The following is a 22,754-nucleotide window of genomic DNA, read 5'->3' on the forward strand; positions in this document are numbered from 1 at the left end:
GTCGCGCGGTGGACAACTGCCGCGTGGACAGCAGCCTGTGTCGGCTCGGCTGACTTCGGCGGCTTGATCTGGCTTGCCCGCTGCGCCTGACGCGCGGATGTGCCGATAACCGCCACTGACGGACCCATTCCGTGTCCCACCGTCAGGAGGTCCCCCATGCCCGGCGATGTTCCCGTAGACCCCCGAGGCCCGCGCTTCACCGCGTGGATGACCAGTCTGGTGCTGGTCATCGTGCTGCTCACCGGGGTCTGGCAGCTGCTTGCCGCACAGACCGTCATCTTCGCGATGTGCGCGTTCATCGGGCTGCGCCTCAACCCCTATGGCCAGCTCTTCCGCACGGCCATCCGGCCGAGGCTCAAGCCGACCAGTGAGCGCGAGGCTCCTGAGCCGCTGCGCTTCGCCCAGGGTGTCGGGTTCGTCTTCGCGCTGGTCGGCACGATCGGTTACGCCTCCGGGCTGACCACGCTCGGTGTGGTGGCGACCGCGGCCGCGCTGGTGGCCGCGCTGCTCAACGCCGCGTTCGGGCTGTGCCTCGGCTGCGAGATGTACCTGATCATCCGCCGGTTCGCCCCGGCCAAAAGCACCTGATCGTCCACAGTAGACAGAAGTAGACAAGAGGAGCCGCGTCAGATGAGCCGCGAGAACGTCCTGGTATCGGCCGCGTGGGTCGAAGAGAACCTCGACGCCGCCGGCGTCGTGTTCGCCGAGGTGGACGAGGACACCACCGCCTACGAGGGGGGTCACATCCCCGGGGCGGTCCGGATCGACTGGAAGACCGAGCTGCAGGACCAGGTCCGGCGGGACTTCGTCGACCGCGAGGGCTTCGAGAAGCTGCTGTCCGCCAAGGGCATCGGCAACGACGACACGGTCATCCTCTACGGCGGCAACAACAACTGGTTCGCCGCCTACGCCTACTGGTACTTCAAGCTCTACGGGCACGACAACGTCAAGCTGCTCGACGGCGGCCGCAAGAAGTGGGAGCTGGACGGCCGTCCGCTGACCAAGGACACGGTCAGCCGCGAGGCCACCGCGTACAAGGCGCAGGAGCAGGACCTGTCCATCCGGGCCTTCCGGGACGAGGTCGTGGCCGCGATCAGCGCCAAGAACCTGGTCGACGTGCGCTCCCCTGACGAGTTCTCCGGCAAGCTGCTCGCGCCCGCGCACCTCCCGCAGGAGCAGGCGCAGCGCGGCGGGCACATCCCCAGCGCGATCAACGTGCCGTGGAGCAAGGCGGCCAACGAGGACGGCACCTTCCGCTCCGACACCGAGCTGACCGAGATCTACGGCGAGGCCGGCCTGGACGGCGGCAAGTCCACCATCGCCTACTGCCGTATCGGCGAGCGCAGCTCGCACACCTGGTTCGTGCTGCGTGAGCTGCTCGGCCACGGCGATGTGAAGAACTACGACGGATCGTGGACCGAGTACGGCTCGCTGGTCGGCGTGCCGATCGAAACCGGCGCCGGAAAGTAAAGGGAGACAACATGAGTGACGGCTGCGGCGCTCCGGTCCAGGGCAGCGCGCTGCCCGCGGGCGTGGACGCGGGCAAGGAGATCGTGGTGACCGGCAAGGTCACCGCCGACGGGTCGCCGGTGGGCGGCGCGTTCGTGCGGCTGCTCGACTCGGGCGGCGAGTTCACCGCCGAGGTGGTCTCCTCCGCCGAGGGCGACTTCCGGTTCTTCGCCGCACCCGGCGACTGGACCGTGCGGGCGCTGCACCGCACCGGCACCGGCCAGGCCGAGCTGCACGCGGACGGTCCGGGGCTGCACAGCCTCGAGGTCGCGGTGGCCTGATACGACGCTCGACCAGTGGTCCCGGTTGCCCCGGAATTGGGGTGATCGGGACCACTTTTTTATGCCGGAACCACGGCAACCGGCCCGGCCGGAAAAGCGTGTTGATGATGTCGGCGCCCCGGGGAGAACCCCGGTGGCGCAAGGGGAATCCACATTCATCACACACACCGCTGGGGATTTGTCATGCGTAAGTTCGGGGCCCGTTCGCTCATCGTCGCACTGCTCGCACTGGTCACCGTCGGCCTGACCGCCTCGGCAGGCGCCACCAACGCCATGGCCTGTGGTTCGGAGCAGGACTCGCGGGCCTTCGCCGCCGCGCTGCCCCAGGTCAACCCGGGCGACCGCGGTCCTGAGGTGCGCGGCATGCAGCACCGGCTGGCCGAACTCGGCTACGGCCTGCGCGGCACCGGCCTGTACGCGGACAACACGCTGGGCGCGGTCAAGGACTTCCAGCGCAAGCACGGCATCAACGACAGCGGCATCGTCGGCGCCAAGACCTGGCAGAAGCTGGTCGGCGTGCTGCCGCTGGGCCGGACCAGCACCCCGGCGGAGGAGCTGCACCAGATGCAGCCGGGCGCGCACAACCCGCGCGGGGTGGAGCTGCTGGCCATCTACTTCGAGCGGCTGCCCAACGCGGGCGCGGTGCCCGCCTGGGGCAGCCCGGTCTACCACCAGGGCTGGCAGCAGGTGGTGCGCGAGTTCCAGCGCTCGGTGGGCATCAACGACAGCGGCATCGTCGGGGTTCAGACCTGGCGCGCGCTGGCCAGGGTGACCGCGGTCGCCGGGCAGTGGGGCTGCTGACCGCGGTCGGCCTTTTCCCAAAAGCAATTCAGCACCAATTCTCAGCAAAAACCTCCACAGCTAACTCAAGGGGATTTGTCATGCGTAAATTCGCTGCCCGCGGCATGGTTATGGCACTGCTGGCACTGGCCACCGCCGGAATCGCCGCCACCAGCACCGCGCCGACCGCCTCGGCCTGTTCCAGCCAGGAGAACTCCTCGGCGTACGCGGCGACCTTGCCGCAGGTCAACCCGGGCGACCGCGGCGCGGAGGTGAAGGGCATGCAGCTCCGGCTGCGCGAACTCGGCTACGGCCTCAACGGCACCGGGCTCTACGCCGACAACACGCTGAGCGCGGTCAAGGACTTCCAGCGCAAGCACGGCATCAACGACAGCGGCATCGTCGGCTCGAAGACCTGGCAGAAGCTGGTCGGCGTGCTGCCGAAGTTCCGCACCGAGAACCTCTGGGCCACCACACCGCAGCTCAACCCGGGCGACCGCAACCCGGCCGCGGTGACCCAGGTGATCGACCACCTCATGCGGATCACCGACGGCGAGGTGCCCGGCGGGGCGAACGGGGTCTACGACGCGCCGCTGGCCGACGTGGTCAAGCAGTTCCAGCGGCAGGTCGGCATCAAGGACAGCGGCATCGTGGGGGCCAAGACCTGGCACGCGCTCAGCACCGTGGTCTCGGTCCGGGGCAACTGGGGCTGCTGAGCCCGCTCAACCGGCGACAAATTCGGAAATAATCACAGGGGGGAATTGTCATGCGTAAGTTCGCTGCACGGGGATTGGTCATGGCCATGCTGGCGCTGGGGACCATCGGGGTGAGTTCGACCGTCGGCGCGACACCGGCGTCGGCCTGTTCCAGCCAGGAGAACTCCTCGGCGTTCGCGGCCACGTTGCCGCAGGTCAACCAGGGTGATCGGAGTGCGGAGGTGCGGGGGATGCAGCTCGCGCTCAAAGACAAGGGGTACGGGCTGACCGGCACCGGCTTCTACGGCGACAACACACTGGCCGCGGTCAAGGACTTCCAGCGCGAGCACGGGATCAAGGACAGCGGGATCGTCGGCTCGAAGACCTGGCAGGCACTGGTCGGCCGGATGCCGCAGCACCAGACCTACGCCGGTGAGCCGCCTGCCACGGTGTTCCAGCCGGGCGGGCACTACCCGGAGGACATGTTCTTCCTGCACAACGCGCTGAACCGGATCAACGGCAGCACCGGGGAGTACGGCGACACCTACGACGCCGGGACCCAGGCCAAGGTGCGCGAATTCCAGCGCACGGTCGGCCTGCCGGAGGACGCCGTGGTGAACGCGCCGACCTGGCGGGCGCTCTACACCACCTTCCGCGTCGCGGGCCGCTCCGGCTGCTGACCTATAACGCTCATCACGGCCGGGGTGGCGGGGCAGGTGTCCCGTCGCCCCGGCCGTTATGCTGCGTCGTTGTGGAAATCTTCTTCACCGGCCTGCTCGTGGCGGCCTGCCTGGTGATCACCTGGTTCGCCGTGTACGTGGTGTACCGGCTGTACTCCGACCAGCGCTGACCCATGACGGAACCGACCACGCCCCAGCCCGGCAGCGGTGACGCGGCGATCCAGGCCGCCGAAGCGCGGGCCGCGGCCACCCGTGACCGCAACCTGCCGCAGTTCGACGATCTGCCGGTGGCAGCCGACACCGCGAACCTGCGGCTCGGCCCGAACCTGCACGACCAGCTACTCGCCCTGCTGCCCCTGGTCGGGGTCTGGCGCGGCGAGGGCGAGGTGGCCTACAGCTCCCTGGAGGGCGGGCCGTACCGCTTCGGGCAGCAGATCACCTTCGCGCACGACGGCAGGCCGTTCCTGTACTACGAGTCGCGCTCCTGGCTGCTCAACGAGGACGGCAGCGTGCTGCGGCCGGCCGCCCGCGAGGTTGGCTGGTGGCGGGTGCAGGCCGACGACACCATCGAGGTCCTGCTCGCGCACGCGACCGGGATCATGGAGATGTACTACGGCAAGCCGCGCAACCAGACCTCCTGGGAGATCGCCACGGACGCCATCGTGCGCACCGTGGGCGCCAAGGAGGTCACCGCCAGCCAGCGGCTCTACGGCATCGTCGACGGCGGCGACCTGGCCTACGTGGACGAGCGCGCCATGGTCGGCGAGGAAATGCAGCCCCACCTGTCAGCCCGCTTGATCCGCATCGCTGGTTGATGCGGCTGCTGCCCTGCGGGGCGCACGCCCTGCTGGTCGAGCTGGACTCGGCGGCCGCGGTGCAGGCGGTGCACGCCACACTGCGGGCCGCCGGGCTGCCCGAGGTGCTCGACCTGGTGCCCGCCGCGCGGACCGTGCTGGTCGAGGTGCGGCCGGGCGCCGGGCTGGCCGGGGTCCGGGCTGTGCTGGAGACGCTGGACGAGCGGGAGCCGCCCGCGCTGGGCCGCGATGTGCTGCTGCCGGTGGTCTACGACGGCCCCGACCTGGACCTGGTCGCCCGGACCGCTGGGCTGAGCACCGCCGAGGTGGTCGAGTTGCACACCGGCGCGGCGTACACGGTGGCCTTCTGCGGGTTCGCGCCCGGCTTCGGCTACCTCACCGGCCTGCCCGAAGCCCTGCGCCAGCCCCGGCTGGACTCACCGCGGGAGCGGGTGCCTGCCGGGTCGGTCGGCCTGGCCGGGGAGTACACCGGGGCCTATCCGCGGGCCTCGCCCGGTGGCTGGCGGCTGATCGGGCGGACCGCGGCGACGCTGTTCGACGTCGACCGCGACCCGCCCGCACTACTGGCACCCGGTGACCGGGTGCGTTTCCAGGCTCAGTCCCGGTAGTTGGACTCGTACAGCTCGCTGAGTTCGGCGTGCAGCTCGGCACTGGCCGCCACCGGCTGCCCGTTCAACGTGCGGATCTGGGTGACCCGGCGCACGCTGGAGAGGAACCAGAGGCCGTCCGCGCTGGTCAGCTCCTCGGCCTGGATCGGCTCGATCCTGGTCTCCCAGCCTGCCTTCTCCGCCGCGCGGAACAACGCGGCCTGGGTGGTGCCGGGCAGGATGCCGATCACCGGCGGGGTGGTGCGCAGGGTGCGGCCGTTGGCCACCACCACGTTCGCGGTCGGGCCCTCCAGCACGCTGCCGTCGGCCGCGGTGAAGATGACCTCGTCAACGCCGTTGGCCTCGGCGTGGCGGATGGCGGCCATGTTCACCGCGTAGGACAGCGACTTGGCGCCCAGCAGCAGCCAGGGCGAGCGCTCGGCCTCGGCCGGTTCGAACCCGCGGGCCAGGGTCAGCGCGGACACGCCGTCCTGGCGGCGGCGCACCACGCCTGCGCCGATCTGCAGGCCCATCGCGTAGGCGGTCTGGCCCTCGCCGAACTCCGGACCGCGGCTGTAGACCAGCTTGAGCGCCATCTCCGGGCTGGCCGCCCAGTCCCAGGCGTCGATGACGGCCTTGGCGCAGTGCTCCCACTCGGCCGAATCCGGCTCGGGCAGTTCCAGCATGTGCGCCGATCGCGCCAGGCGATCCAGGTGCGGCCCCAGTTCGCGGGGCTTGCCATCCACCACGAGCACGGTCTCGAAGACACCGTCGCCGCGGAGAACGCCCAGATCATCGGCACGCAGCAGCGGGGCGTCCGGGTCGAGGATTGTTCCGTCCAGCAATGCCAGCACGCGCATGTTGTCCAAGCGTAGACCTGCTAAGGACGCCTAGGATCTGGGGTGTGGACACCGCGCCGGAGCAGCTTCGCCGGACCTTGCACGAACGCGGCCTGCGGATGACGCCGCAACGACAGCTGGTGCTGGACGCGATCACCGCGCTGGCGCACGCCACCCCCGAGCAGATCTGCGCGCACGTGCGGCGGATCACACCGACGGTGAACATAACCACGGTCTACCGGACGTTGGAACTGTTGGAGCGGCTCGGCGTGGTCCGGCATACCCACCTCGGCCACGGTGCGCCGGTCTACTCCCTGGACGAGCACGAGCACGTGCACCTGGTGTGCCACCGTTGTGGCCGGGTGGACGAGGTCCCCTGCGAGGCGCTGGCGGACCTGGGCGAGGCGTTGCGGGCGGCCAAGAACTTCCGCCTGGACCCGAGCCACCTCGCACTTTCCGGGGTGTGCGGGCAGTGTGGTGCGAAAGAGCCGAGGGAGACATCGTGAGTTCACCGTTGCTGGGCAGGCCGGGCGCGATCGCCGCGCCGGAGGGTTCACCGGACCTGGGCGTGCCATGGCACTTCGGTGACCCGCCTGCCGAGGCCCGCACCGCGGCCCGGCGCGCGGCCGTGGTGGACCGCTCGCACCGGGTGATCATCGCGGTGCCCGGCGCGGACCGGCTGGACTGGCTGCACTCGCTGACCTCCCAGCACTTCCACCAGCTCGCCCCCGGCACCGGCGGGGAGGCACTGGTGCTGGACGCGCAGGGCCGGGTGGAGCACCACATGCTGGTCGCCCACCACGGCGAGACGATCTACCTGGACACCGAGGCGGAGACCGCGCCCGCGCTGCTGTCCTACCTGACCAAGATGGTCTTCTGGAGCAAGGTCGAGCCCAAGGACGTCAGCGCGGAGTTCGCACTGCTCACCGTGCTCGGCCCGGACACCGCCGAGGTGCTGGCCAAGGTCGGCGCCGAGGTCCCGGACACCGCCTACGCGCTGACCGACCTGCCCGGCGGCGGCTTCGTCCGCCGGATGCCCTGGCCCACCCTGGACGTGGTGGACCTGCTGGTGCCGCACGCCGAGCTGATCACCTGGTTCCAGCGGCTGGCCGACGCCGGGGCCCGGCCCACCGGCACGCTGGCGTACGAGGCCCTGCGGGTGGAGGCGTTGCGGCCGCGGCTGGGCCAGGACACCGACAACCGGACCATCCCGCAGGAGGTCAACTGGATCGGGGTGGCGGTGCACCTGGACAAGGGCTGCTACCGCGGTCAGGAGACCGTGGCCAGGGTGCACAACCTGGGCCGCCCGCCGCGCCGGATGGTGCTGCTGCACCTGGACGGCTCCGCCGACGCGGTGCCCGAGACCGGCGATCCGGTGACCCTGGACGGCCGGGCGGTCGGCAGGCTGGGCAGCGTGGTGATGCACCACGAGCTGGGCCCGATCGGGCTGGCGCTGCTCAAGCAGTCCGTGCCGGTGGACGCCCAGCTGCTGGCCGGGGCCGAGGACCGGCTGGTCGCGGCCACCGTGGACCCCGACTCGGTGCCCGCGCCGACCGGCGAGCCGCCGGGCAAGGCCGCGCTGCGCCGGCTGAGGGGCTGAGACTGCCGGATGCTGACTTGTCCGGGGCCTGCCTGGCAGGATCCCGGACATGACAGCGCCGTTGCCCACCACCGGCACGCTTCTCACCGTCGCCCCCACCGGGGCCGAGCATGAGAAGGCCGAGGTCCCCAACCTCCCGGTCACCCTGGACGAGCTGGTCAAGACCGCCGCGGACTGCCAGCGGGTCGGGGCGGGGCTCATCCACGTGCACATCCGGGACGACGATGCCGAGCCCACCCTCGACCTCGGCAGGCTGAAGGAGACCGTGGACGCACTGCGGTCGGAGACCGACCTGGTCGTGCAGCTCTCCACCGGCGGCGCGGTGACCGACCCGGAGGAGGACCGGCTGGCGGTGCTGGACGCGCTGCCCGACTCGGCCTCCTGCACCATGGGCACGGTCAACTTCGGCGACGCGGTGTTCATGAACCGCTGGGAGTTCATCGTCGAGCTGCACAAGCGGATGCAGGAACGCCAGATCGTGCCCGAGTACGAGATCTTCGACCTCGGCCAGCTCTCCTCGCTGCAGCGGCTGCTGGACCAGCACGGCCTGCCGGCGGGCGGTCATGTGCACGTCGACCTGGTCATGGGTGTGCCCGGCGGGATGCCAGGGGACACCACCACGCTGACCGCGGCGCTGCGGCTGTTGCCGGAGGGCGCTACCTTCTCCGCCACCGGGGTCGGGAGGAGCACGTTGCCAGTGCTGCTCGCCTCTCTGTCCGCGGGCGGTCATCTGCGGGTCGGGATGGAGGACACGCTCTCCTATGCCAGGGGCGAGCGGGTCCGGGACAACGCCCAGCTCGTCGCGCGGGCCGCGGCCGTGTCCAGGATTGCCCAACGTCCCCCGCTGACGCCGGAGCAGGCCCGAAAGCTGCTCGGGGTGCGTCAGGCTGGGTGAATAACCGGGAGAGGCGAAACGATTGTTGGCGGCTGACCGAAACGTCCCGCAGGATGGTCATGTGATGGAGGTCCGTCCAGGTGGGCGCCGGCGCATCGACCGGGTGCTCGCCCCGGACTACGCCCAGGACTGTGAGCAGCGAGCGCTGAACGAGGTGCGCGCGCTGCGGGACGAGGCCGCGCAGGAGGAGACCGACCTGTCCTACGTGCGCAGGCTGCTGCACGGCCGGATAGACATCGTGCAGGCCGAGCAGCAGCGGCGGCGGGACGGCGGGTCCACCTCGGTGGTCGAGCAGCTGGTGGCGATCCTGGCCAAGAACGCGGTGGGCCCGGCTACCGGGCTCGGCCGCTACCAGACCCAGGAGCCCTCCAGGGCCGAGGCGCACCGGCGGCATGTGGAGGCGCTGGTCTCCGACGTGGACTTGTCGGATGTCACATCGCTCTCCGATGACAAGCTGCTGGAGACCCTGCGAGCCTATAGAGCCGAGGAAGAGGCCGTGTCCAGGCACCGGCGCGAGGTTCAGCTGGTCGTGGACCGGTTGAACGAGGAGATCGCGCGGCGCTACCGGGACGGCGGCGCCTCGGTGGACGAGCTGCTGAACGCGCAACGCACCCGGCAGCCGGTCGTGGAGCCACGCGAGGAGGAGTAGCCCTGAGCACCGAACTGGTCGAGGTGGTCCGTTCCGGCTTCCGGGAAGGAGTGCACCGCGGTTCGGTGGTCATCGTCCGGCCCGACGGCGTGCTCCGGCACGTGCGCGGCAACGGACGGCAGGTGGTGCTGCCCCGCTCCTCGAACAAGCCGTTCCAGGTACTGGGCATGCTGCGCTGCGGCCTGGACCTGCCCGATGACACCGACCTGGCGCTGGGCTGCGGTTCGCACAACGGCGAGCCGGAGCACGTGGCCAGGGTGCGCGCCATCCTGGCCAAGCACGGGCTGTCCGAGGCCGATCTGCGCTGCCCGCCGGACCTGCCGGTGCACGAGGCCAGCGCGGACGCGATCCTGGCCGCCGGCGGCAAGGCCGAGCCGGTGACCATGAACTGCTCCGGCAAGCACGCGGCCATGCTGACCACCTGCGTGCAGCGCGGCTGGAACACCGCGAACTACACCGATCCCTCGCACCCGCTGCAGGTCACCATCAGGGACACCATGGCCGACCTCGGCGAGGAGCCGATCACGGTGACCACGGTGGACGGCTGCGGCGCGCCGATGTTCGGACTGTCCCTGGTGGGGCTGGCCAGGGCCTTCGGCAAGCTGGTGCAGGGCGCCGACGGCAGCCACGAGCGGCGGATCGCCGACGCCATGCGGGCCAACCCGTTCATGGTGGCCGGGACCGGCCGCGAGGACACCCGGCTGATGAACGCGGTGCCGGGGCTGCTGTCCAAGGCGGGCGCGGAGGGCGTGTACGGGGCGGCGCTGCCGGACGGCACCGCGATCGCGATCAAGATCGACGACGGGCACCAGCGGGCCCGGCTGCCGGTGATGGCAGGCGCACTCCGGTTCCTCGGCGCGGGCACCCCTGAACTGGCCGAACTGGCCGAGGAGACCATCCTCGGCGGCGGTCGCCCTGTCGGCTCCGCGCGGCTGCTGCCCGGCGTGTTCTGATCCCAGTCACCGGGAAAGTACTCCCGTATCGTGGGCGGGCGATCTAGCGTGAGGTGAGTGACCACCTCTGGGTACCGCTGGGTCGTGCTGGCCGTCGGCGCGCTCGCCCAGGGGGTCAACGCGGCCGGGTTCCTCGGCCTGCCCGCGATCTCCCCGCAGCTGCGCGCGCACTTCGGCCTGGACCTGGCCGAGGTGGGACTGCTGGTCGGCGCGGTGAACCTGGGCAACGTGCTCGCGCTGGTCGCCTGGGGGCTGGCCGCGGACCGCTATGGCGAGCGGCTGGTGATGACCGTCGGCCTGGCCGGGACCGCGGGCTGCCTGGCGGTGGCCGGACTGGTCGACTCCCCGGTGCGGGCCGGATTGGCCCTGCTGGCCTCCGGAATATTCGGCGCGAGCACCAACGCGGCCAGCGGCCGGGCCGTGATGACCTGGTTCGCCAGTGGTCAGCGCGGCCTGGCCATGGGCGTGCGGCAGACCGCGACCCCGCTCGGCGCCGCCTTGGCCGCGGTGCTGCTGCCCGCGGTGGCGGCCTGGTGGCAGGCCCCGGCGGCCTTCCTGGCGCTGGCCGCGCTGAACGCGGTGGCCGGGGTGGCGGTGGCGATCTGGGTGCGCGAACCCCCCGGCCGGACCCGCCCGGCGAGTTCCCTCGGCGGCCTCGGCCTGCTGCGCGACCGCCGGATGCTGCGGATCAGCCTGGCCAGCGGACTGCTGGTGGTGCCGCAGTTCGTGGGCGCCTCGATGCTGGTGGAACTGCTGCACCGGTACGGCCTCTCACTGGCCGCGGCCGGCGGCCTGCTCGCGGTGGCCCAGGTGATCGGCGGCTTCGGCAGGCTGGGCAACGGGGTGTGGTCGGACCGGGTCGGCAGCAGGCTGGGCCCGCTGCGGATGGTGGCCCTGGGCATCCTGGTGCTGTTCGCACTGGCCGCGGCACTGGACCCGCTGGCGGGCACGGTGCCGGTGTGGGTGCTGGTGGCGGTGCTGCTGCCCGCGGTGGGGCTGGCGATCAGCTGGAACGGGCTGGCGCTGACCGCGGCCGGGGAGATGGCCCCGCCGGAGCGCACCGGGGTGGCGCTGGGCATGCAGAACACGGCCAACTACGTGGGGGCCGCGCTGACCCCGGCCACGGCGGGCTGGGTGGCCACGGCGCTGTCCTGGCCTGCCGCGCTGCTGCTGGCGGCGGCTGGTGGCGGGCTGGCCTGGGTGGTGCTGCGCGGACTGCGCGAGGGCCGCTAGTTGTGCTGCTCTCGGTTGACCAGTTCGTCCCAGAACTCGCGCAACTCGGCGTAGCGCTCGGCGACCTCCTCGGCGTCGCCGGACTCCAGGGCCGCGATCACGGCTTGGACGTCCTGGGCGGAGGTGTCGGCGAGCAGGGTGTCGTCGTCGATGAGCTGGACCAGGCCGCCGTAGTCGAGTTCGACCACCGAGCGGGGGTGGAAGTGGGCCAGCCAGCGGCCGGTGTCGCGCAGCACCTTGGCCGGGCTCTCCTCGCCGAGGGCGTTGTGCACCACGGTGAAGGCGTGTGCGACCCGGCTGCGCGCGTCGGTCATGCCGACCCGCCAGCAGCACATCCGGTCCGGGTCGTCCGGGGCGGCCAGCACCAGGTGCCTGGCCTCGGGTTCGACCATGGCGAACCAGGGCAGCGGCACGCTCCAGGTGGCCGAGATGACGTGCGCGGCGCCGCCGGGCATCTCCGCCAGTGCGGCGGCGGCGCGGGCCTTGACCACATCGGCCGGCTGCTGCAACGCGGCGTCCAGCAGCGGCAGGGTGGCGGTGCCGACGAAGCCGACCAGGCCGGCCGCGCTGCGCGCGCGGACGTCCAGCGGGCAGACCAGGGGGCCGGGGCCGATCTCCGCGCCCTCGGCCAGCGCTACCTCGGCCGGGTCAAGGACCAGCACGTCCAGCGGTTGCGCGCCGACCGTGTCGGCCGGTAGGAGGCGTGGCGGAGCGGCCAACTGTGATCGAAGCCACAGTTCGCGTTCCCGGTCACCCACCGCGTTCCGCGCCGTCCCGCCGACCCCAAGAGCCTGCTCCACTTGGGCGCGCAACGGCTGTTCCAGCACGGACAGTGGTTCGTACACCCGCAGGTAGGCGACGAACGGACGTGGCACGCCGGAATCGTGCCACGCGGGCAGAGCACGGCCGCACCCCGGTCGGCGGAGGTGGTGTGACGCACGCCTGCACAGGCGTGGCCACGTCGCGATCCGGGGCACTGACACGGTACTGTGGCGGCCAGGAAAATACCGTTGAGACGAGTGGGGCCGCCGTTCCCCCGGCCGCCCCCGTCCCTGTGCGAGGGGGTCGAGCCATGGGGCGCGGCCGTGCCAAGGCCAAGCAGGCGAAGGTGGCCCGGGAGCTGAAGTACAGCACTCGGTCCACGGACTTCGACGCCCTGCAGCGCGAGCTGTCGGGCGGCGAACTGTCGAGTGGCGATCAGTCCGATGGCGACCGGTCCGATGAGGACCGCGTCGACGACTCGTACGACGACGGACAAGACGACCGGCGTTGAATGACGCGCACTAGGCGGTGGCCGATCTTCCCGGCCACCGCCTAGTGCGCGCCTTCATGGTTGGGTCGCGCTTCCCCGAGTCAGCGCAGTGGGCAGGGACCGCCTTGGCGCTCGTTGCTGCCCTGCGCCGAATGGCCGATGGGCCGTCTCGGGTCGACAATGCCGGGCATGGGTGAGTTGCTGCTGCGGCGTTGGTGGCTGGTGGTCGTGCGTGGTGTGGCCGCGATCCTGTTCGGGGTGATCGGGCTGCTCTGGCCTGGGGTCACGGTGCTGGTGCTGGTGTTCCTGTTCGCCTTCTACACCCTTGTCGACGGGGTGGCCGCGATCGCGGGGGCGGCGGCGGACCGGGTGGCGCCCGCGGCGGATCGGTGGCTGGTGGGGCTGCTGGGTGGCCTGGGTGTGCTCGCCGGGCTGGTGGCCTTGTTCTGGCCGGGGATCACGGCGCTGGCGCTGTTGTTCGTGATCGGGGCCTGGGCGGTGGTGACCGGCGTGCTGGAGATCGCCACCGGGTGGCAGCTGCGGAAGGTGATCACCGGGGAGTGGCTGCTGTTCGTCAGTGGCGCGCTGTCGGTGGTGCTGGGGTTCCTGCTGTTCGCCTTCCCAGGACAGGGGGCGGTGGCGTTGATCGTGACCATTGCCGCGTTCGCGATCCTGTGGGGCATCGTGCTGGTCATGCTCGGGGTGCGTTTGCGCCGGTTGACGCGGGAGTGACCGGGGTCACAAAGCGGCGTTGAACCGTGCTGGCCCCACCGGCGTTTGAAAGGGCGCCGGACTTGGGAGCGACCTGGGTCCGAAGAACTCAGGGGTGCGTCAATGTCTCGAACTCGCTTTGCGATGCTTGCTGCCGTCTTGACCGCCGGCGCCATTACCCTTTCCGCCTGCAGTGGTGGCGGAGTGGAAAACGTGGCGAATACCGTGGCGGCGCCGGAAACGAGCCAGGACGGTATTCAGTTGCTGTCCGGGACGGCGCAGGGGAACAAAGCCGAGCGCAATACCGGGGACTGGGTGAAGCGGCGGGACAACGGCGAATCGGTTGACTCGGCCGCCGCGCAGCGGTGGGTCCAGCTCTCCGCGGGCAAGGCGGGGGCGCTGGACCCGGTGGTGCTGGACGGCGGCGGGTTCACGCTGTACCGATTCGACAAGGACACCGCGAACCCGTCCAAGACCACCTGTGTGGACGAGTGCGCCAAGATCTGGCCGCCGGTGCTGCTCGCCAAGGGTGGGCGGGTGTTCGTGGACGGCGTGCAGCGTTCCGCGGTCGGCACCGTGACCCGGCCGGACGGCACCCGGCAGCTGACCATCAAGGGCTGGCCGCTGTACCGGTTCAACAAGGACCTCAAGCCCGGTGACGCCAAGGGCCAGGGCGTGGGCGGGACCTGGTTCGGCATTACCCCGGACGGCAAGAAGGCGGGTCAGCCGACCGCGAGCCCGACCACTCCGGCGGGTGGGCGGGGTTCCGCGGTGCTGCACGACGACGCGAATTTCAGTGACAATGGCGCGTCCCAGGGTCTGGCCGGGCCGGGTTGCCAGAATGTGGCCAGGGACAACGTCACCTCTTCGCTGCAGATTTCCGGCGGTCCGGTGAAGATCTGGACCGAGAAGAACTGCAAGGGCAAGTCGCTGGCCGTGGACGCCGATATCGCGGATCTGGCGAAGGTCGGTTTTGACAACGACATCTCCTCCATTTTCTTCGGCTGATCAGCGCACTGGCGAACGGGCTCAGCTCAGATACCGGAGCTGGGCCCGCTTGGCGTCCTGCGCCGCGGTGCGGGCGGCGCTGATCTCGGCGCGGTGCGAGGTCTCGGGCACGCCGACCTCCCACCAGGCGCCCGCCTCGGTCCAGGAGGACGGGTGGGTGCGGATGACCACCACGGCCGGCCGGTGTTCGGTCAGCGCGGTCTGTTTGGCCTGGCGGTAGGCCTGGGCCAGGCCGGTCAGGCTGTCCACCGCGGTGACCGCGCAGCCCATGCTGGCGGCGTGTGCGGCGAAGTCGACCCTGGGCTTGCCGCCGGTGCCGGAGCGGCAGTGCTCGTACATGTTGTTGAAGCCCGCGCCGCCCTGGCCCTGTTGCAGCCGGTTGATCACCGCGTAGCCGTCGTTGTCGCAGACCACCGCGACGAAGCCGTGGCCGGCGAAGGCGGCGGAGAACAGTTCGGCGTTGAGCATCAGGTAGGAGCCGTCGCCGAGCAGGGTGGTGACCACGCCGTCGGGGTGGGTTTCCGCCCTGGCCATGGCCGCGCCCCAGGCCCCGGCGAGTTCGTAGCCCATGCAGGAGAAGCCGTACTCGACGTCCATGGTCTGCGCGCCCTTGGCCCGCCAGCCGCCGATCAGCTCGCCGGGCAGGCCGCCGGAGGCGGTCATCAGGTAGTCGTGTTTGCCGGACTCCTCGTTGACCACGCCGACCACCTGGGCGTAGGTGGGCAGGTCGGCGGGGGTGCTGCGCAGGGACTCGATGTGCTCGTCCCACTTGGCGCGTTCGGTCTCGGCCTTGGCGGTCCAGGATGCCGCGGCCTGCCAGGAGCCCAGGGCGTGGCCGAGTTCGCGGATGCCCTCCTGGGCGTCGGCGACGAGTTCCTGGGCGGCGTGCTTGACCGCGTCGAAGCGGGCGGTGTTCAGGCTGATGATCCGGACCTCGGGGGCGAAAACGGTCCAGGAGGCGGTGGTGAAGTCCTGCAGGCGGGTGCCGATGGCCAGCACCACGTCGGCCTGGGCGGCCAGGGTGTTGGCCGAGGTGGAGCCGGTGACGCCGAGCGGACCGGCGTGCAGGCGGTGCTCGTGCGGCACCAGGGTGCGGCCCGCGGTGGTCTCGGTGACCGGGATGCCGTGCTGCTGGGCGAAGTGCAGCACCTTGCTGCCCGCGCCGGAGTAGCGCACCCCGCCGCCGAGGACGATCAGCGGGCGCTGGGCGGCACGCAGGGTCTCCGCGGCGGCGGTGAGCTGGCGGGTGTCCGGGCGGGGGCGTGGGACCACGTGCAGCACTGGCTCGAACAGCGCGGCGGGGAACTCGTATGCCTCGGCCTGGATGTCCTGGGGCAGGGCCAGGGTGACCGGGCCGCAGTCGGCTGGGTCGGTGAGGATCCGGGCCACCTGGGGCAGCGTGGACAGCAGTTGTTCCGGGCGGGTGATCCGGTCGAAGTAGCGGCTGACCGCGCGGAAGGCGTCGTTGACCGTGGCGGTCGGGTCGTGGAAGTGCTCGACCTGCTGCAGCACCGGGTCGGGCGCGCGGCCGGCGAAGGTGTCGCCGGGCAGCAGGAGCAGCGGCAGCCGGTTGGCGTGCGCCACGCCCGCCGCGGTGACCATGTTCAGCGCGCCGGGGCCGACCGAGCTGGTGGCCACCATGACCTGGCGGCGGTGGGTGGCCTTGGCGTAGCCGACCGCGGCCAGGGCCATGCCCTGCTCGTTCTGGCCGCGCCAGACCGGCAGCCGCTCCCGGTGCTCCTCAAGGGCGTTGCCGAGGCCGAGCACGTTGCCGTGGCCGAAGATGGCGAACACCCCTGGGAACAGCGGGGCCTGCTCGCCGGTCAGCAGCTCGGTCCGCTGGGCGATCAGCCAGCGCACCAGGGCCTGGGCGGTGGTCAGCTTCACGGTGGACACGCGGGTGCTCCTCAGCGGTCGGTGCGGCCGTCGGCGGTGGTCACGGGGCAGCGCGGATCGGTCTGCTGATCGGCCCAGGAGTCCCTGATCCAGGTGTGCGCCGGGTCGTCGCAGAAGGCCATCGAACGCTCTTCGGCCGGTCCGGCCAGCACGTTCAGGTAGTACATCGGGTAGCCGGGGGCGGCCACGCACGGGCCGTGATAACCGCGCGGCACCAGGAAGACGTCGCCGTCGCGGACGGTCACGTCCTCGTCGATCCCGCCGTCGGCGGTGTAGGTGCGGTGGAAGCCGAAGCCCTCGCGGGAGGGGGTGATCTGGTCGCGGGCGGCGATGCGGAAGTAGTAGATCTCCTCGTTGACCACCTCGCAGTCACTGGCCTCGTCGTGCTTGTGCGGCGGGTAGGAGGACCAGTTGCCGTCCGGGGTGATCAGCTCGCAGGCGTTGAGCTTGTCCGCGTGCTCCCACACGCCGGGCACGCCGAAGCTGGTGACCTGGCGGCTCGCGTTGCCCGCGCCCCTGGTCTCGGCCGGGATGCCCTCGGCCGGGCCGTACTTCGGGGTGAGGCGGCGGGTGCAGCGGGCCATCGGCAGCGCGATCTCGGCACCGGCGGCCGAGGTCAGGGTGACGGTGGCATCCCTTGGCACGTAGGCGAAATCGGTGACCCTGGTGAACACCGAGTCGCGGCCGGTCAGCTCGAAGCGCGCACCGTCGGCCTCGACCACGCAGCCACCGGACAGCGGCAGCACGAACGCCTCGAACTCGCCGGTCTCGATCACCCGGGGGACACCGGGGGCGAGGGTGAGCACGCGCAGGCCGGTGTAGGTCCAGCCCGCCTCGGCCGGGGTGAGGTGGATCGGGTCGGCGCCGTCGCTGAGCGTGCCCAGTGGGCGGTGCAGGTTCACGCCGGGATCTCCTTGAGCAGCTGGGCGGCCTTGGCCACCGCGGTGGCCACGTCGTTGTCCGGTGGGTAGAGCAGGGTGCGGCCGACGACCAGGCCACGCACCGCCGGATGCCGCAGTGGCGGGCCCCATTTTTCGAGGTCGGTGTCCGGGTTTCCGGAGGGGACGCCACCGAGCAGCAGGATCGGAAGCGTGGTCGCGTCCAGCACGGCCGCACTTGGCGGCACGGGCAGTTTGAGCCAGGTGTACGCGGAGGTGACGCCCAGACCGGCGGCGATGGTGACCGCGCGGGAGAGCGCGGCGGTGTCCTGCTGGAGCACCAGTTTGCCGTCGAGGCGTTGGTAGGGCAGGGGTTCGACCATGGCCATCAGGCCGTGCCCGGCCAGCTGGGACACCGCGTTCGCGCAGGCCTCCAGGGTGGGGATGGTGCCGGGGTCGTCGTCGACCAGGCGCAGCAACATCTTCCCGCCGTCCAGACCATAGTCCACAATGGACTGTGCGTCGTACCCGGTGAAGCGGTCGTCGATCTCCCAGCAGGCGCCTGCCAGGCCGCCCCGGTTCATCGAGCCGATGACCACCCGCTCGTGCAAGCCGTCCAGCAGCAGCAGTTCCTCGATGACGTCGGGCGTGCCGAGCACGCCGTCCACCTCGGGGTTGGCCAGCGCCACGAGCAGCCGCTCCAGCAGGCCGCGCCGGTCGGCCATGGCCAGCGGGTCCGCGCCGACGCCGAGCGCGCCGCGGGCCGGGTGGTCGGCGGCGACCAGGAACAGGGTGTCCTTGTCCGCGAACAGGTTCCGCCTGCGCCGGGCGGCGTAGGCGCGGCCGATGACGCCGGGGTCGGTGGCCCTGGTGCGCAGCAGGTCGGCCCAGCGCTGATCGGTGATCACACTCGCTCCAGCAGCTCGTTGATCTCGGCCGGGGTGGGCATGGCGTCCGCGCAGGCCAGCCGGGAGGCGACCAGCGCACCGGCGGCGTTGGCGTACTCGGCGATGCGCACCGGTTCCCAGCCCGCGAGCAGGCCGTGCGCCAGCGCGCCGCCGAAGGCATCGCCGGCGCCCAGGCCGCAGACCACCTCGACCGGACACGGCGGCACGGTCCAGGAACCCTCTTGGGTGGCAACGAGAACGCCCTCGGCGCCCTTCTTGACCAGGGCCAGGGACAGGCCGCGGTCGAGCAGCCGGGCGGCGGCCTCGTCCGGGTCGGCGGTGCCAACGGCCACCTCGACCTCGGTGCGGTTGCCGACCGCGACCGTGACGTGGTCCAGCATCCAGCCGATCTCCCGCCGCGCACTGTCCACATCGGACCAGAACATCGGCCGGTAATCCAGGTCCAGCACGGTGTGCGCGCGACGGCCACGGCGTTCCAGCATGGCCCGCTGGGTGCTCCGGGCGGGTTCGACGCACACGCCGGTGCCGGTGACCCACAGCAGCGGGACCTGCTCGACCACCTCCCACGGCACGTCCTCGGCGGTGAGGGTGAGATCGGGGGCGGTGGGCAGCCGGTAGAACAGCAGCGGCGGGTCCTCCGGCGGGTCCAGCGCGCAGAAGACCACCGGGGTGAGCAGATCCGCCGCGGTGCCAACGTGATCCGGGGACACGCCGAAGCCGGTGAGGGCCTGCCGGACGTAGTCGCCGAAGCCGTCCGGGCCGACCTTGGTGAGCACCGCGGTGCGGCGGCCCAGCCGGGCCGCCGCCACCGCGACGTTGGTCGCCGTGCCACCGAGGGACTTGGCGAAGGTCCGCACCTGCGCGAGCGGCACGCCGGACTGCTCGGGGTACAGGTCGACGCCGACCCGGCCGACGGTGAGGATCTCCAGCCCGGTCACGACACCGCCCCGCGCAACTCGTGTTCCAGCGCCTCCAGTTCGGCGCCGCCTGCCATCTGCCTGGTCAGCTCGGCCAGGGTGATGTCCGGCTTGTCGAAGCAGCCCAGGCTGCGGCCACGCTTGAGCAGCAGGAACCGGTCGGCCACCGGGTAGGCGTGGTGCGGGTTGTGCGTGATCAGCACGACCCCGAGGCCGCGATCCCTGGCCTGGGCCACGTACTTGAGCACCACCCCGGCCTGCTTCACGCCGAGCGCGGCGGTCGGCTCGTCCAGGATGAGCACCTTGGCGCCGAAGTGCACCGCGCGGGCGATGGCCACGCACTGCCGCTCGCCGCCGGAGAGGGTGCCCACCGGCTGTTCCACGTCACGCAGGTCGATGCCCATGTCCGCCAGGGCTTTCCGGGTGGTCTCCCGGGCGGCGCGGCGGTCCAGGCGGCGTAGCGGGCCCCAGCCGGTGGTGGGCTCGGAGCCGAGGAAGAAGTTGCGCCACACCGACATCAGCGGCACCACGGACAGGTCCTGGAACACCGTGGCGATGCCCCGGTCCAGCGCCTCCCGCGGTGAGGCGAGTTTGGTGGCGACCCCGTCGAGCAGGAACTCGCCCTCGTCGTGCTGGTGCGCGCCGGCCAGGATCTTGATCAGCGTGGACTTGCCGGCGCCGTTGTCGCCCAGCACGCAGGTGACCTCGCCCGCGTTGACCACGGTGGAGACCTCCTGCAGCGCGATCACGCTGCCGAAGCGCTTGCCGACGTCGCGGACCTCAAGCAGTGGTGTGCTCATTTCCGGACCCTTTCCGCGCGCCGCCGGAAGGTGTTGTTGACCAGCACCGCGGCCAGCAGCATCACGCCGAGGAAGAGCTGGAACCAGTCGCTGTCCCAGCGGGCGAAGACGATGCCCTGCCTGGCCATGCCGAAGATCAGCGCGCCGATCGCGGCGCCGATGGCCGAGCCGTAGCCGCCGGTGAGCAGGCAGCCGCCGATCACCGCGGCGATGATGAACTGGAACTCCAGGCCGATGCCCTGGTTGGCCTGCACGGTGGTGAAGCGCAGGATGTTGATGGTGCCGACCAGCCAGGCGGCGAAGGCGGTGGTCATGAACAGCAGGATCTTGGTGCGCATGACCGGCACGCCGACCGCGCGGGCACTCGGCGCGGCCCCGCCGACGGCGAAGATCCAGTTGCCGAACCTGGTGCGCAGCAACAGCCAGCTGGCGGCCGCGGCGGCCAGCAGCCACCAGATGATGGAGATCTGGAAGGTGGTGCCGCCGATGTCGATGGTGGAGGCGAACAGGAATCCGGCGCCGGCGTAGCCGTCGGCGGCACGCATGCCGGAGACCTGCACGGTGCCGGTGACCAGCCGGGTGATGCCCAGGTTGAGCCCCTGCAGGGCCAGGAAGGTGCCCAGGGTGACGATGAAGCTGGGCAGGCCGGTGCGCATCACCAGCCAGCCGTTGAGCGCGCCGACCGCCAGCGCGAACACCAGCGAGGCCAGGATGGCCAGCCAGGTGTTCCAGCCGAGTTTGGTGGCCAGGATCGCGGTGACCAGCGCGGTGGAGGCGGTCAGCACGCCTGCGGAGAGGTCGAACTCGCCGCCGATCATCAGCAGCGCCACCGCGACCGCCATGATGCCTAGGGTGGCCGAGTCGTCCAGCCAGGTGGCCACGCCGAGCGGGGTCAGGAACCGTTCGGTGAGCACCGAGAAGAAGAACAGCACGGCCAGCGCGCCGAGCACCGAACCCAGCTCCGGCCGGGCCACCAGCCGGTCCAGCAGGCCCTTGCGGGCCACTCGTTCGTCAAGGCTGCCAACGGCAGTCGCCATGTCAGCGGGTCCCCCGTTCCGCGTTCTTGCCGACCGCGTCCACATTGGACTTGTCGACGAAGCCGGGCCCGGTGAGCACCGGGCGGCCGCCGCCGACGGTGTTCGCGTTGTCCCGGTACAGCTTCAGGAAGACCACCGGCAGGTAGCCCTGCAGGTACTGCTGCTGGTCCACCGCGAAGAGCACCTGGTCGGCCTTGATCGCGGTCACCACGTCCGGGTTGAGGTCGAAGGTGGCCACCTGGGCCTTGCTGGCCGACTCCTTGATCGCGTTCACCGTGTTGGCCGCGACCTGCGGGTTCAGCGTGAGCACCGCGTCGATGCCCGGATCGGACTGCAGCGCGCCCTTGATCCTGGCCTGCGCGTCGGTCGGGTTGCTGATGTCGACCTGCAGGTTGGACGTGCTGCCGAAGCCGCGCTTGGCGCCGTCGCAGCGCTGGTTGAGGCCGATGTTGCCGGCCTCGTGGATCACGCAGAGCAGCTTGGCCTTGCCCGCCTGCTTGAGCCGCTTGCCCGCGTCCTCGCCCGCGATGCCCTCGTTCTGGCCGACGTGGGTGACCGCGCCGAACTCGGTGCTGCGGCCCTCGCCGGAGTTGATGGTGATCACCGGGATGCCCGCCTTGGTGGCCTTGCTGATCGAGTCGCGCAGCGCGTCCGGGTTGGCCATGGACACCACCAGACCGCCGACCTGCTGGGCCACCGCGTTGTCGATCAGCTTGGCCTGACCGGCCGGGTCGCCGTCGGAGTTGTACTCCACGGTGACCGCGAGTTCCTTGCCCGCGGCCTCGGCGCCGTTCTTGACCACGTTCCAGAAGGAGTCGCCCGCGGTGCCGTGGGAGATCACCGCGATCCGCAGCGGGCCGCCGGCGGGCTGCCCGGAGTTGGTGTTGCCGCCGGAGTTGGAACCGGCCGGACCGCTGCACGCGGTCAGCAGCAGAACACTTGCGGCCGCGGCGGTGAGTGCGCCGCGAGAGAACTTGGACATCGTCGTCCTTCCCAGATTCAGCCGAACAGGGGGCGGAGATGATCAAGGCTCCGCGCGGTGTCCATCTTCGGTCGCGCGGCCGCGTCGGCGTCGCCCTCGGCCAACGCGGTGTCCTGCTCCAGGACATACCAGCCCTGGTAGCCCGCATCGCGCAGGAAACGCACGATGCCTGCGATATCCACGTCACCGTCCCCGAGCGGCACGTACAGTCCCTGGCCGACGGCGGTGGCATACGGGAGTTCGCCGTCGCGAACCCGTGCCGCCACCTCGGCCCGGACGTCCTTGAGATGCATGTGGCCGATCCGCCCCGCGTGCTCGCGGGCCAGTTCGACCGGATCGGTCCCGCCGATCAGCAGGTGCCCGGTGTCCAGGCACAGTTGCAGGTCGGAGTCGGCCAGGAACCGCGCCACCTCGGCCTCGCGCTCGATGTGCGTGCCCACGTGCGGGTGCAGCACGGTGCGCAGGCCGTGCCGGGCGGCGATGTCGCGGATCCGGCCGGAGACCCGGATGAGGGTGGCCCATTCGGCGTCGGTGAGCGCGGGGCGCTCGTCGTAGCCGTCCAGGCCGGTGGCCGCGGCCAGCACCAGCACCTCGGCGCCGGTGGCGGCCAGCAGCGCGGCGGTCCGCTCGGCCTCCGCCACTGTGGACTGCTCGACGGAATCGTCGTGCAGCACCACGGCGAGGAAGCCGCCGATCATGCTCAGCCCGTGGCCGCCGAGCAGTTCGCGCAGCTTGGCCGGGTCGGTGGGCAGGTACTCGGGCGGGCCGAGTTCGGTCGCGGTCAGGCCCAGTGCGGCCATCTCGCCGAGCACGGTGTCCGCGTCGATCATGTGGCCCCAGCCGGGGACC

Annotated in this window: 27 protein-coding genes; 17 read left to right on the forward strand and 10 right to left on the reverse strand. The window is 71.1% G+C overall.

Annotated elements, in window-relative coordinates; all coding sequences use genetic code 11:
• Positions 1–156 precede the first annotated feature (156 nt).
• The 8 genes from HNR67_RS03825 (at position 157) to pxpB (ending at position 5,368) form a co-directional block, all read left to right on the forward strand.
• Complete coding sequence (locus HNR67_RS03825; RefSeq protein ID WP_185000740.1) at positions 157–588, forward strand: DUF4395 domain-containing protein; 432 nt, start codon at positions 157–159, stop codon at positions 586–588.
• 42 nt (positions 589–630) lie between these two features.
• Positions 631–1,470, forward strand: coding sequence for a sulfurtransferase (locus HNR67_RS03830; RefSeq protein ID WP_185000741.1), 840 nt, complete (start codon positions 631–633; stop codon positions 1,468–1,470).
• Positions 1,471–1,481: 11 nt separating this feature from the next.
• Positions 1,482–1,790 (forward strand): DUF1416 domain-containing protein, encoded by a 309-nt coding sequence (locus tag HNR67_RS03835; protein WP_185000742.1) that lies wholly within the window; start codon positions 1,482–1,484, stop codon positions 1,788–1,790.
• Positions 1,791–1,973: 183 nt separating this feature from the next.
• Positions 1,974–2,591, forward strand: coding sequence for a peptidoglycan-binding domain-containing protein (locus HNR67_RS03840; RefSeq protein WP_185000743.1), 618 nt, complete (start codon positions 1,974–1,976; stop codon positions 2,589–2,591).
• A gap of 80 nt (positions 2,592–2,671) precedes the next feature.
• On the forward strand, positions 2,672–3,286 hold the full coding sequence (locus HNR67_RS03845) for a peptidoglycan-binding domain-containing protein (protein ID WP_185000744.1): 615 nt from the start codon (positions 2,672–2,674) through the stop codon (positions 3,284–3,286).
• Between the two features lie 50 nt (positions 3,287–3,336).
• Positions 3,337–3,945 carry a peptidoglycan-binding domain-containing protein gene (locus HNR67_RS03850; protein ID WP_185000745.1) on the forward strand — a complete coding sequence of 203 codons (609 nt, stop codon included), beginning with the start codon at positions 3,337–3,339 and terminating at the stop codon, positions 3,943–3,945.
• A 173-nt stretch (positions 3,946–4,118) separates the two neighbouring features.
• A complete protein-coding gene (locus HNR67_RS03855; RefSeq protein WP_185000746.1) occupies positions 4,119–4,760 on the forward strand; it encodes an FABP family protein in 642 nt (213 codons plus the stop codon).
• Complete coding sequence (gene pxpB, locus HNR67_RS03860) at positions 4,760–5,368, forward strand: 5-oxoprolinase subunit PxpB (RefSeq protein WP_185000747.1); 609 nt, start codon at positions 4,760–4,762, stop codon at positions 5,366–5,368. The genes HNR67_RS03855 and pxpB overlap by 1 nt, the downstream gene beginning before the upstream one ends.
• Here pxpB and HNR67_RS03865 read toward each other — a convergent pair.
• Positions 5,356–6,207: an aminodeoxychorismate lyase gene (locus tag HNR67_RS03865; protein ID WP_185000748.1), complete on the reverse strand. Its 852-nt coding sequence runs from the start codon at positions 6,205–6,207 to the stop codon at positions 5,356–5,358. The two genes, pxpB and HNR67_RS03865, sit on opposite strands and share 13 nt — an antisense overlap.
• 44 nt (positions 6,208–6,251) lie before the next feature.
• Here HNR67_RS03865 and HNR67_RS03870 point away from each other — a divergent pair, with 44 nt between their 5' ends.
• The 6 genes from HNR67_RS03870 to HNR67_RS03895 all read left to right on the forward strand — a co-directional run bounded on the left by HNR67_RS03870 (position 6,252) and on the right by HNR67_RS03895 (position 11,516).
• On the forward strand, positions 6,252–6,692 hold the full coding sequence (locus tag HNR67_RS03870; protein WP_312986376.1) for a Fur family transcriptional regulator: 441 nt from the start codon (positions 6,252–6,254) through the stop codon (positions 6,690–6,692).
• The gene (gene ygfZ / locus HNR67_RS03875) at positions 6,689–7,786 is read left to right on the forward strand and encodes a CAF17-like 4Fe-4S cluster assembly/insertion protein YgfZ (protein WP_185000750.1); all 1,098 of its coding nucleotides are present in this window, start codon (positions 6,689–6,691) and stop codon (positions 7,784–7,786) included. The genes HNR67_RS03870 and ygfZ overlap by 4 nt, the downstream gene beginning before the upstream one ends.
• 49 nt (positions 7,787–7,835) lie before the next feature.
• Positions 7,836–8,681 (forward strand): BKACE family enzyme, encoded by an 846-nt coding sequence (locus tag HNR67_RS03880; protein WP_185000751.1) that lies wholly within the window; start codon positions 7,836–7,838, stop codon positions 8,679–8,681.
• A 61-nt stretch (positions 8,682–8,742) separates the two neighbouring features.
• Complete coding sequence (locus HNR67_RS03885; RefSeq protein WP_185000752.1) at positions 8,743–9,330, forward strand: RsiG family protein; 588 nt, start codon at positions 8,743–8,745, stop codon at positions 9,328–9,330.
• Between the two features lie 14 nt (positions 9,331–9,344).
• Positions 9,345–10,283 (forward strand): asparaginase, encoded by a 939-nt coding sequence (locus HNR67_RS03890; protein ID WP_246492844.1) that lies wholly within the window; start codon positions 9,345–9,347, stop codon positions 10,281–10,283.
• 57 nt (positions 10,284–10,340) lie between these two features.
• Entirely contained in the window at positions 10,341–11,516 is a 1,176-nt protein-coding gene (locus tag HNR67_RS03895; protein WP_185000753.1) for an MFS transporter, read from the forward strand.
• On the opposite strand, the gene HNR67_RS03900 is transcribed toward HNR67_RS03895, so the two are convergent.
• Positions 11,513–12,391 (reverse strand): hypothetical protein, encoded by an 879-nt coding sequence (locus tag HNR67_RS03900; RefSeq protein WP_185000754.1) that lies wholly within the window; start codon positions 12,389–12,391, stop codon positions 11,513–11,515. The two genes, HNR67_RS03895 and HNR67_RS03900, sit on opposite strands and share 4 nt — an antisense overlap.
• A 197-nt stretch (positions 12,392–12,588) precedes the next feature.
• Between HNR67_RS03900 and HNR67_RS03905 the strand changes: the two genes are divergently transcribed.
• The 3 genes from HNR67_RS03905 (at position 12,589) to HNR67_RS03915 (ending at position 14,487) form a co-directional block, all read left to right on the forward strand.
• Entirely contained in the window at positions 12,589–12,789 is a 201-nt protein-coding gene (locus HNR67_RS03905) for a DUF3073 domain-containing protein (RefSeq protein WP_185000755.1), read from the forward strand.
• 168 nt (positions 12,790–12,957) lie between these two features.
• Positions 12,958–13,500: an HdeD family acid-resistance protein gene (locus tag HNR67_RS03910; RefSeq protein WP_221489762.1), complete on the forward strand. Its 543-nt coding sequence runs from the start codon at positions 12,958–12,960 to the stop codon at positions 13,498–13,500.
• A 102-nt stretch (positions 13,501–13,602) separates the two neighbouring features.
• Positions 13,603–14,487, forward strand: a complete 885-nt coding sequence (locus HNR67_RS03915; protein ID WP_185000757.1) for a hypothetical protein — start codon at positions 13,603–13,605, stop codon at positions 14,485–14,487.
• A gap of 21 nt (positions 14,488–14,508) precedes the next feature.
• Here the strand turns inward: HNR67_RS03915 and iolD are convergent, their stop codons facing one another.
• From iolD to HNR67_RS03955, 8 genes are read right to left on the reverse strand one after another with little or no spacing between them, the layout of a single operon-like run.
• Entirely contained in the window at positions 14,509–16,374 is a 1,866-nt protein-coding gene (gene iolD / locus HNR67_RS03920) for a 3D-(3,5/4)-trihydroxycyclohexane-1,2-dione acylhydrolase (decyclizing) (RefSeq protein ID WP_185010106.1), read from the reverse strand.
• 20 nt (positions 16,375–16,394) lie between these two features.
• Positions 16,395–17,285 carry a 5-deoxy-glucuronate isomerase gene (gene iolB / locus HNR67_RS03925; protein WP_312986379.1) on the reverse strand — a complete coding sequence of 297 codons (891 nt, stop codon included), beginning with the start codon at positions 17,283–17,285 and terminating at the stop codon, positions 16,395–16,397.
• The gene (locus HNR67_RS03930) at positions 17,282–18,169 is read right to left on the reverse strand and encodes a Cgl0159 family (beta/alpha)8-fold protein (RefSeq protein ID WP_312986380.1); all 888 of its coding nucleotides are present in this window, start codon (positions 18,167–18,169) and stop codon (positions 17,282–17,284) included. Before HNR67_RS03930 ends, iolB begins: the two co-directional genes overlap by 4 nt.
• Positions 18,166–19,107 (reverse strand): 5-dehydro-2-deoxygluconokinase, encoded by a 942-nt coding sequence (gene iolC / locus HNR67_RS03935; protein WP_185000759.1) that lies wholly within the window; start codon positions 19,105–19,107, stop codon positions 18,166–18,168. The genes HNR67_RS03930 and iolC overlap by 4 nt, the downstream gene beginning before the upstream one ends.
• Positions 19,104–19,886: an ATP-binding cassette domain-containing protein gene (locus tag HNR67_RS03940; protein ID WP_185000760.1), complete on the reverse strand. Its 783-nt coding sequence runs from the start codon at positions 19,884–19,886 to the stop codon at positions 19,104–19,106. Before HNR67_RS03940 ends, iolC begins: the two co-directional genes overlap by 4 nt.
• Complete coding sequence (locus HNR67_RS03945) at positions 19,883–20,923, reverse strand: ABC transporter permease (RefSeq protein WP_185000761.1); 1,041 nt, start codon at positions 20,921–20,923, stop codon at positions 19,883–19,885. Before HNR67_RS03945 ends, HNR67_RS03940 begins: the two co-directional genes overlap by 4 nt.
• A gap of 1 nt (position 20,924) precedes the next feature.
• Positions 20,925–21,905 carry a sugar ABC transporter substrate-binding protein gene (locus HNR67_RS03950; protein WP_185000762.1) on the reverse strand — a complete coding sequence of 327 codons (981 nt, stop codon included), beginning with the start codon at positions 21,903–21,905 and terminating at the stop codon, positions 20,925–20,927.
• A gap of 17 nt (positions 21,906–21,922) precedes the next feature.
• Complete coding sequence (locus HNR67_RS03955; protein WP_185010108.1) at positions 21,923–22,735, reverse strand: TIM barrel protein; 813 nt, start codon at positions 22,733–22,735, stop codon at positions 21,923–21,925.
• Positions 22,736–22,754: the final 19 nt, after the last annotated feature.

Origin of the sequence: Crossiella cryophila, from assembly GCF_014204915.1 — a bacterium.
Classification (GTDB): domain Bacteria; phylum Actinomycetota; class Actinomycetes; order Mycobacteriales; family Pseudonocardiaceae; genus Crossiella; species Crossiella cryophila.

Excerpts from the sequence above, each read along its gene's own strand:
- HNR67_RS03950 (WP_185000762.1), bottom strand. The coding sequence starts at position 21,905 with ATGTCCAAGTTCTCTCGCGGCGCACTCACCGCCGCGGCCGCAAGTGTT.
- HNR67_RS03910 (WP_221489762.1), top strand. The coding sequence starts at position 12,958 with ATGGGTGAGTTGCTGCTGCGGCGTTGGTGGCTGGTGGTCGTGCGTGGT.
- HNR67_RS03945 (WP_185000761.1), bottom strand. The coding sequence starts at position 20,923 with ATGGCGACTGCCGTTGGCAGCCTTGACGAACGAGTGGCCCGCAAGGGC.
- HNR67_RS03915 (WP_185000757.1), top strand. The coding sequence starts at position 13,603 with ATGTCTCGAACTCGCTTTGCGATGCTTGCTGCCGTCTTGACCGCCGGC.
- HNR67_RS03940 (WP_185000760.1), bottom strand. The coding sequence starts at position 19,886 with ATGAGCACACCACTGCTTGAGGTCCGCGACGTCGGCAAGCGCTTCGGC.
- HNR67_RS03840 (WP_185000743.1), top strand. The coding sequence starts at position 1,974 with ATGCGTAAGTTCGGGGCCCGTTCGCTCATCGTCGCACTGCTCGCACTG.
- HNR67_RS03850 (WP_185000745.1), top strand. The coding sequence starts at position 3,337 with ATGCGTAAGTTCGCTGCACGGGGATTGGTCATGGCCATGCTGGCGCTG.
- HNR67_RS03880 (WP_185000751.1), top strand. The coding sequence starts at position 7,836 with ATGACAGCGCCGTTGCCCACCACCGGCACGCTTCTCACCGTCGCCCCC.
- HNR67_RS03835 (WP_185000742.1), top strand. The coding sequence starts at position 1,482 with ATGAGTGACGGCTGCGGCGCTCCGGTCCAGGGCAGCGCGCTGCCCGCG.
- HNR67_RS03865 (WP_185000748.1), bottom strand. The coding sequence starts at position 6,207 with ATGCGCGTGCTGGCATTGCTGGACGGAACAATCCTCGACCCGGACGCC.
- HNR67_RS03905 (WP_185000755.1), top strand. The coding sequence starts at position 12,589 with ATGGGGCGCGGCCGTGCCAAGGCCAAGCAGGCGAAGGTGGCCCGGGAG.
- HNR67_RS03830 (WP_185000741.1), top strand. The coding sequence starts at position 631 with ATGAGCCGCGAGAACGTCCTGGTATCGGCCGCGTGGGTCGAAGAGAAC.
- HNR67_RS03955 (WP_185010108.1), bottom strand. The coding sequence starts at position 22,735 with ATGATCGACGCGGACACCGTGCTCGGCGAGATGGCCGCACTGGGCCTG.
- HNR67_RS03855 (WP_185000746.1), top strand. The coding sequence starts at position 4,119 with ATGACGGAACCGACCACGCCCCAGCCCGGCAGCGGTGACGCGGCGATC.
- pxpB (WP_185000747.1), top strand. The coding sequence starts at position 4,760 with ATGCGGCTGCTGCCCTGCGGGGCGCACGCCCTGCTGGTCGAGCTGGAC.
- HNR67_RS03845 (WP_185000744.1), top strand. The coding sequence starts at position 2,672 with ATGCGTAAATTCGCTGCCCGCGGCATGGTTATGGCACTGCTGGCACTG.
- HNR67_RS03825 (WP_185000740.1), top strand. The coding sequence starts at position 157 with ATGCCCGGCGATGTTCCCGTAGACCCCCGAGGCCCGCGCTTCACCGCG.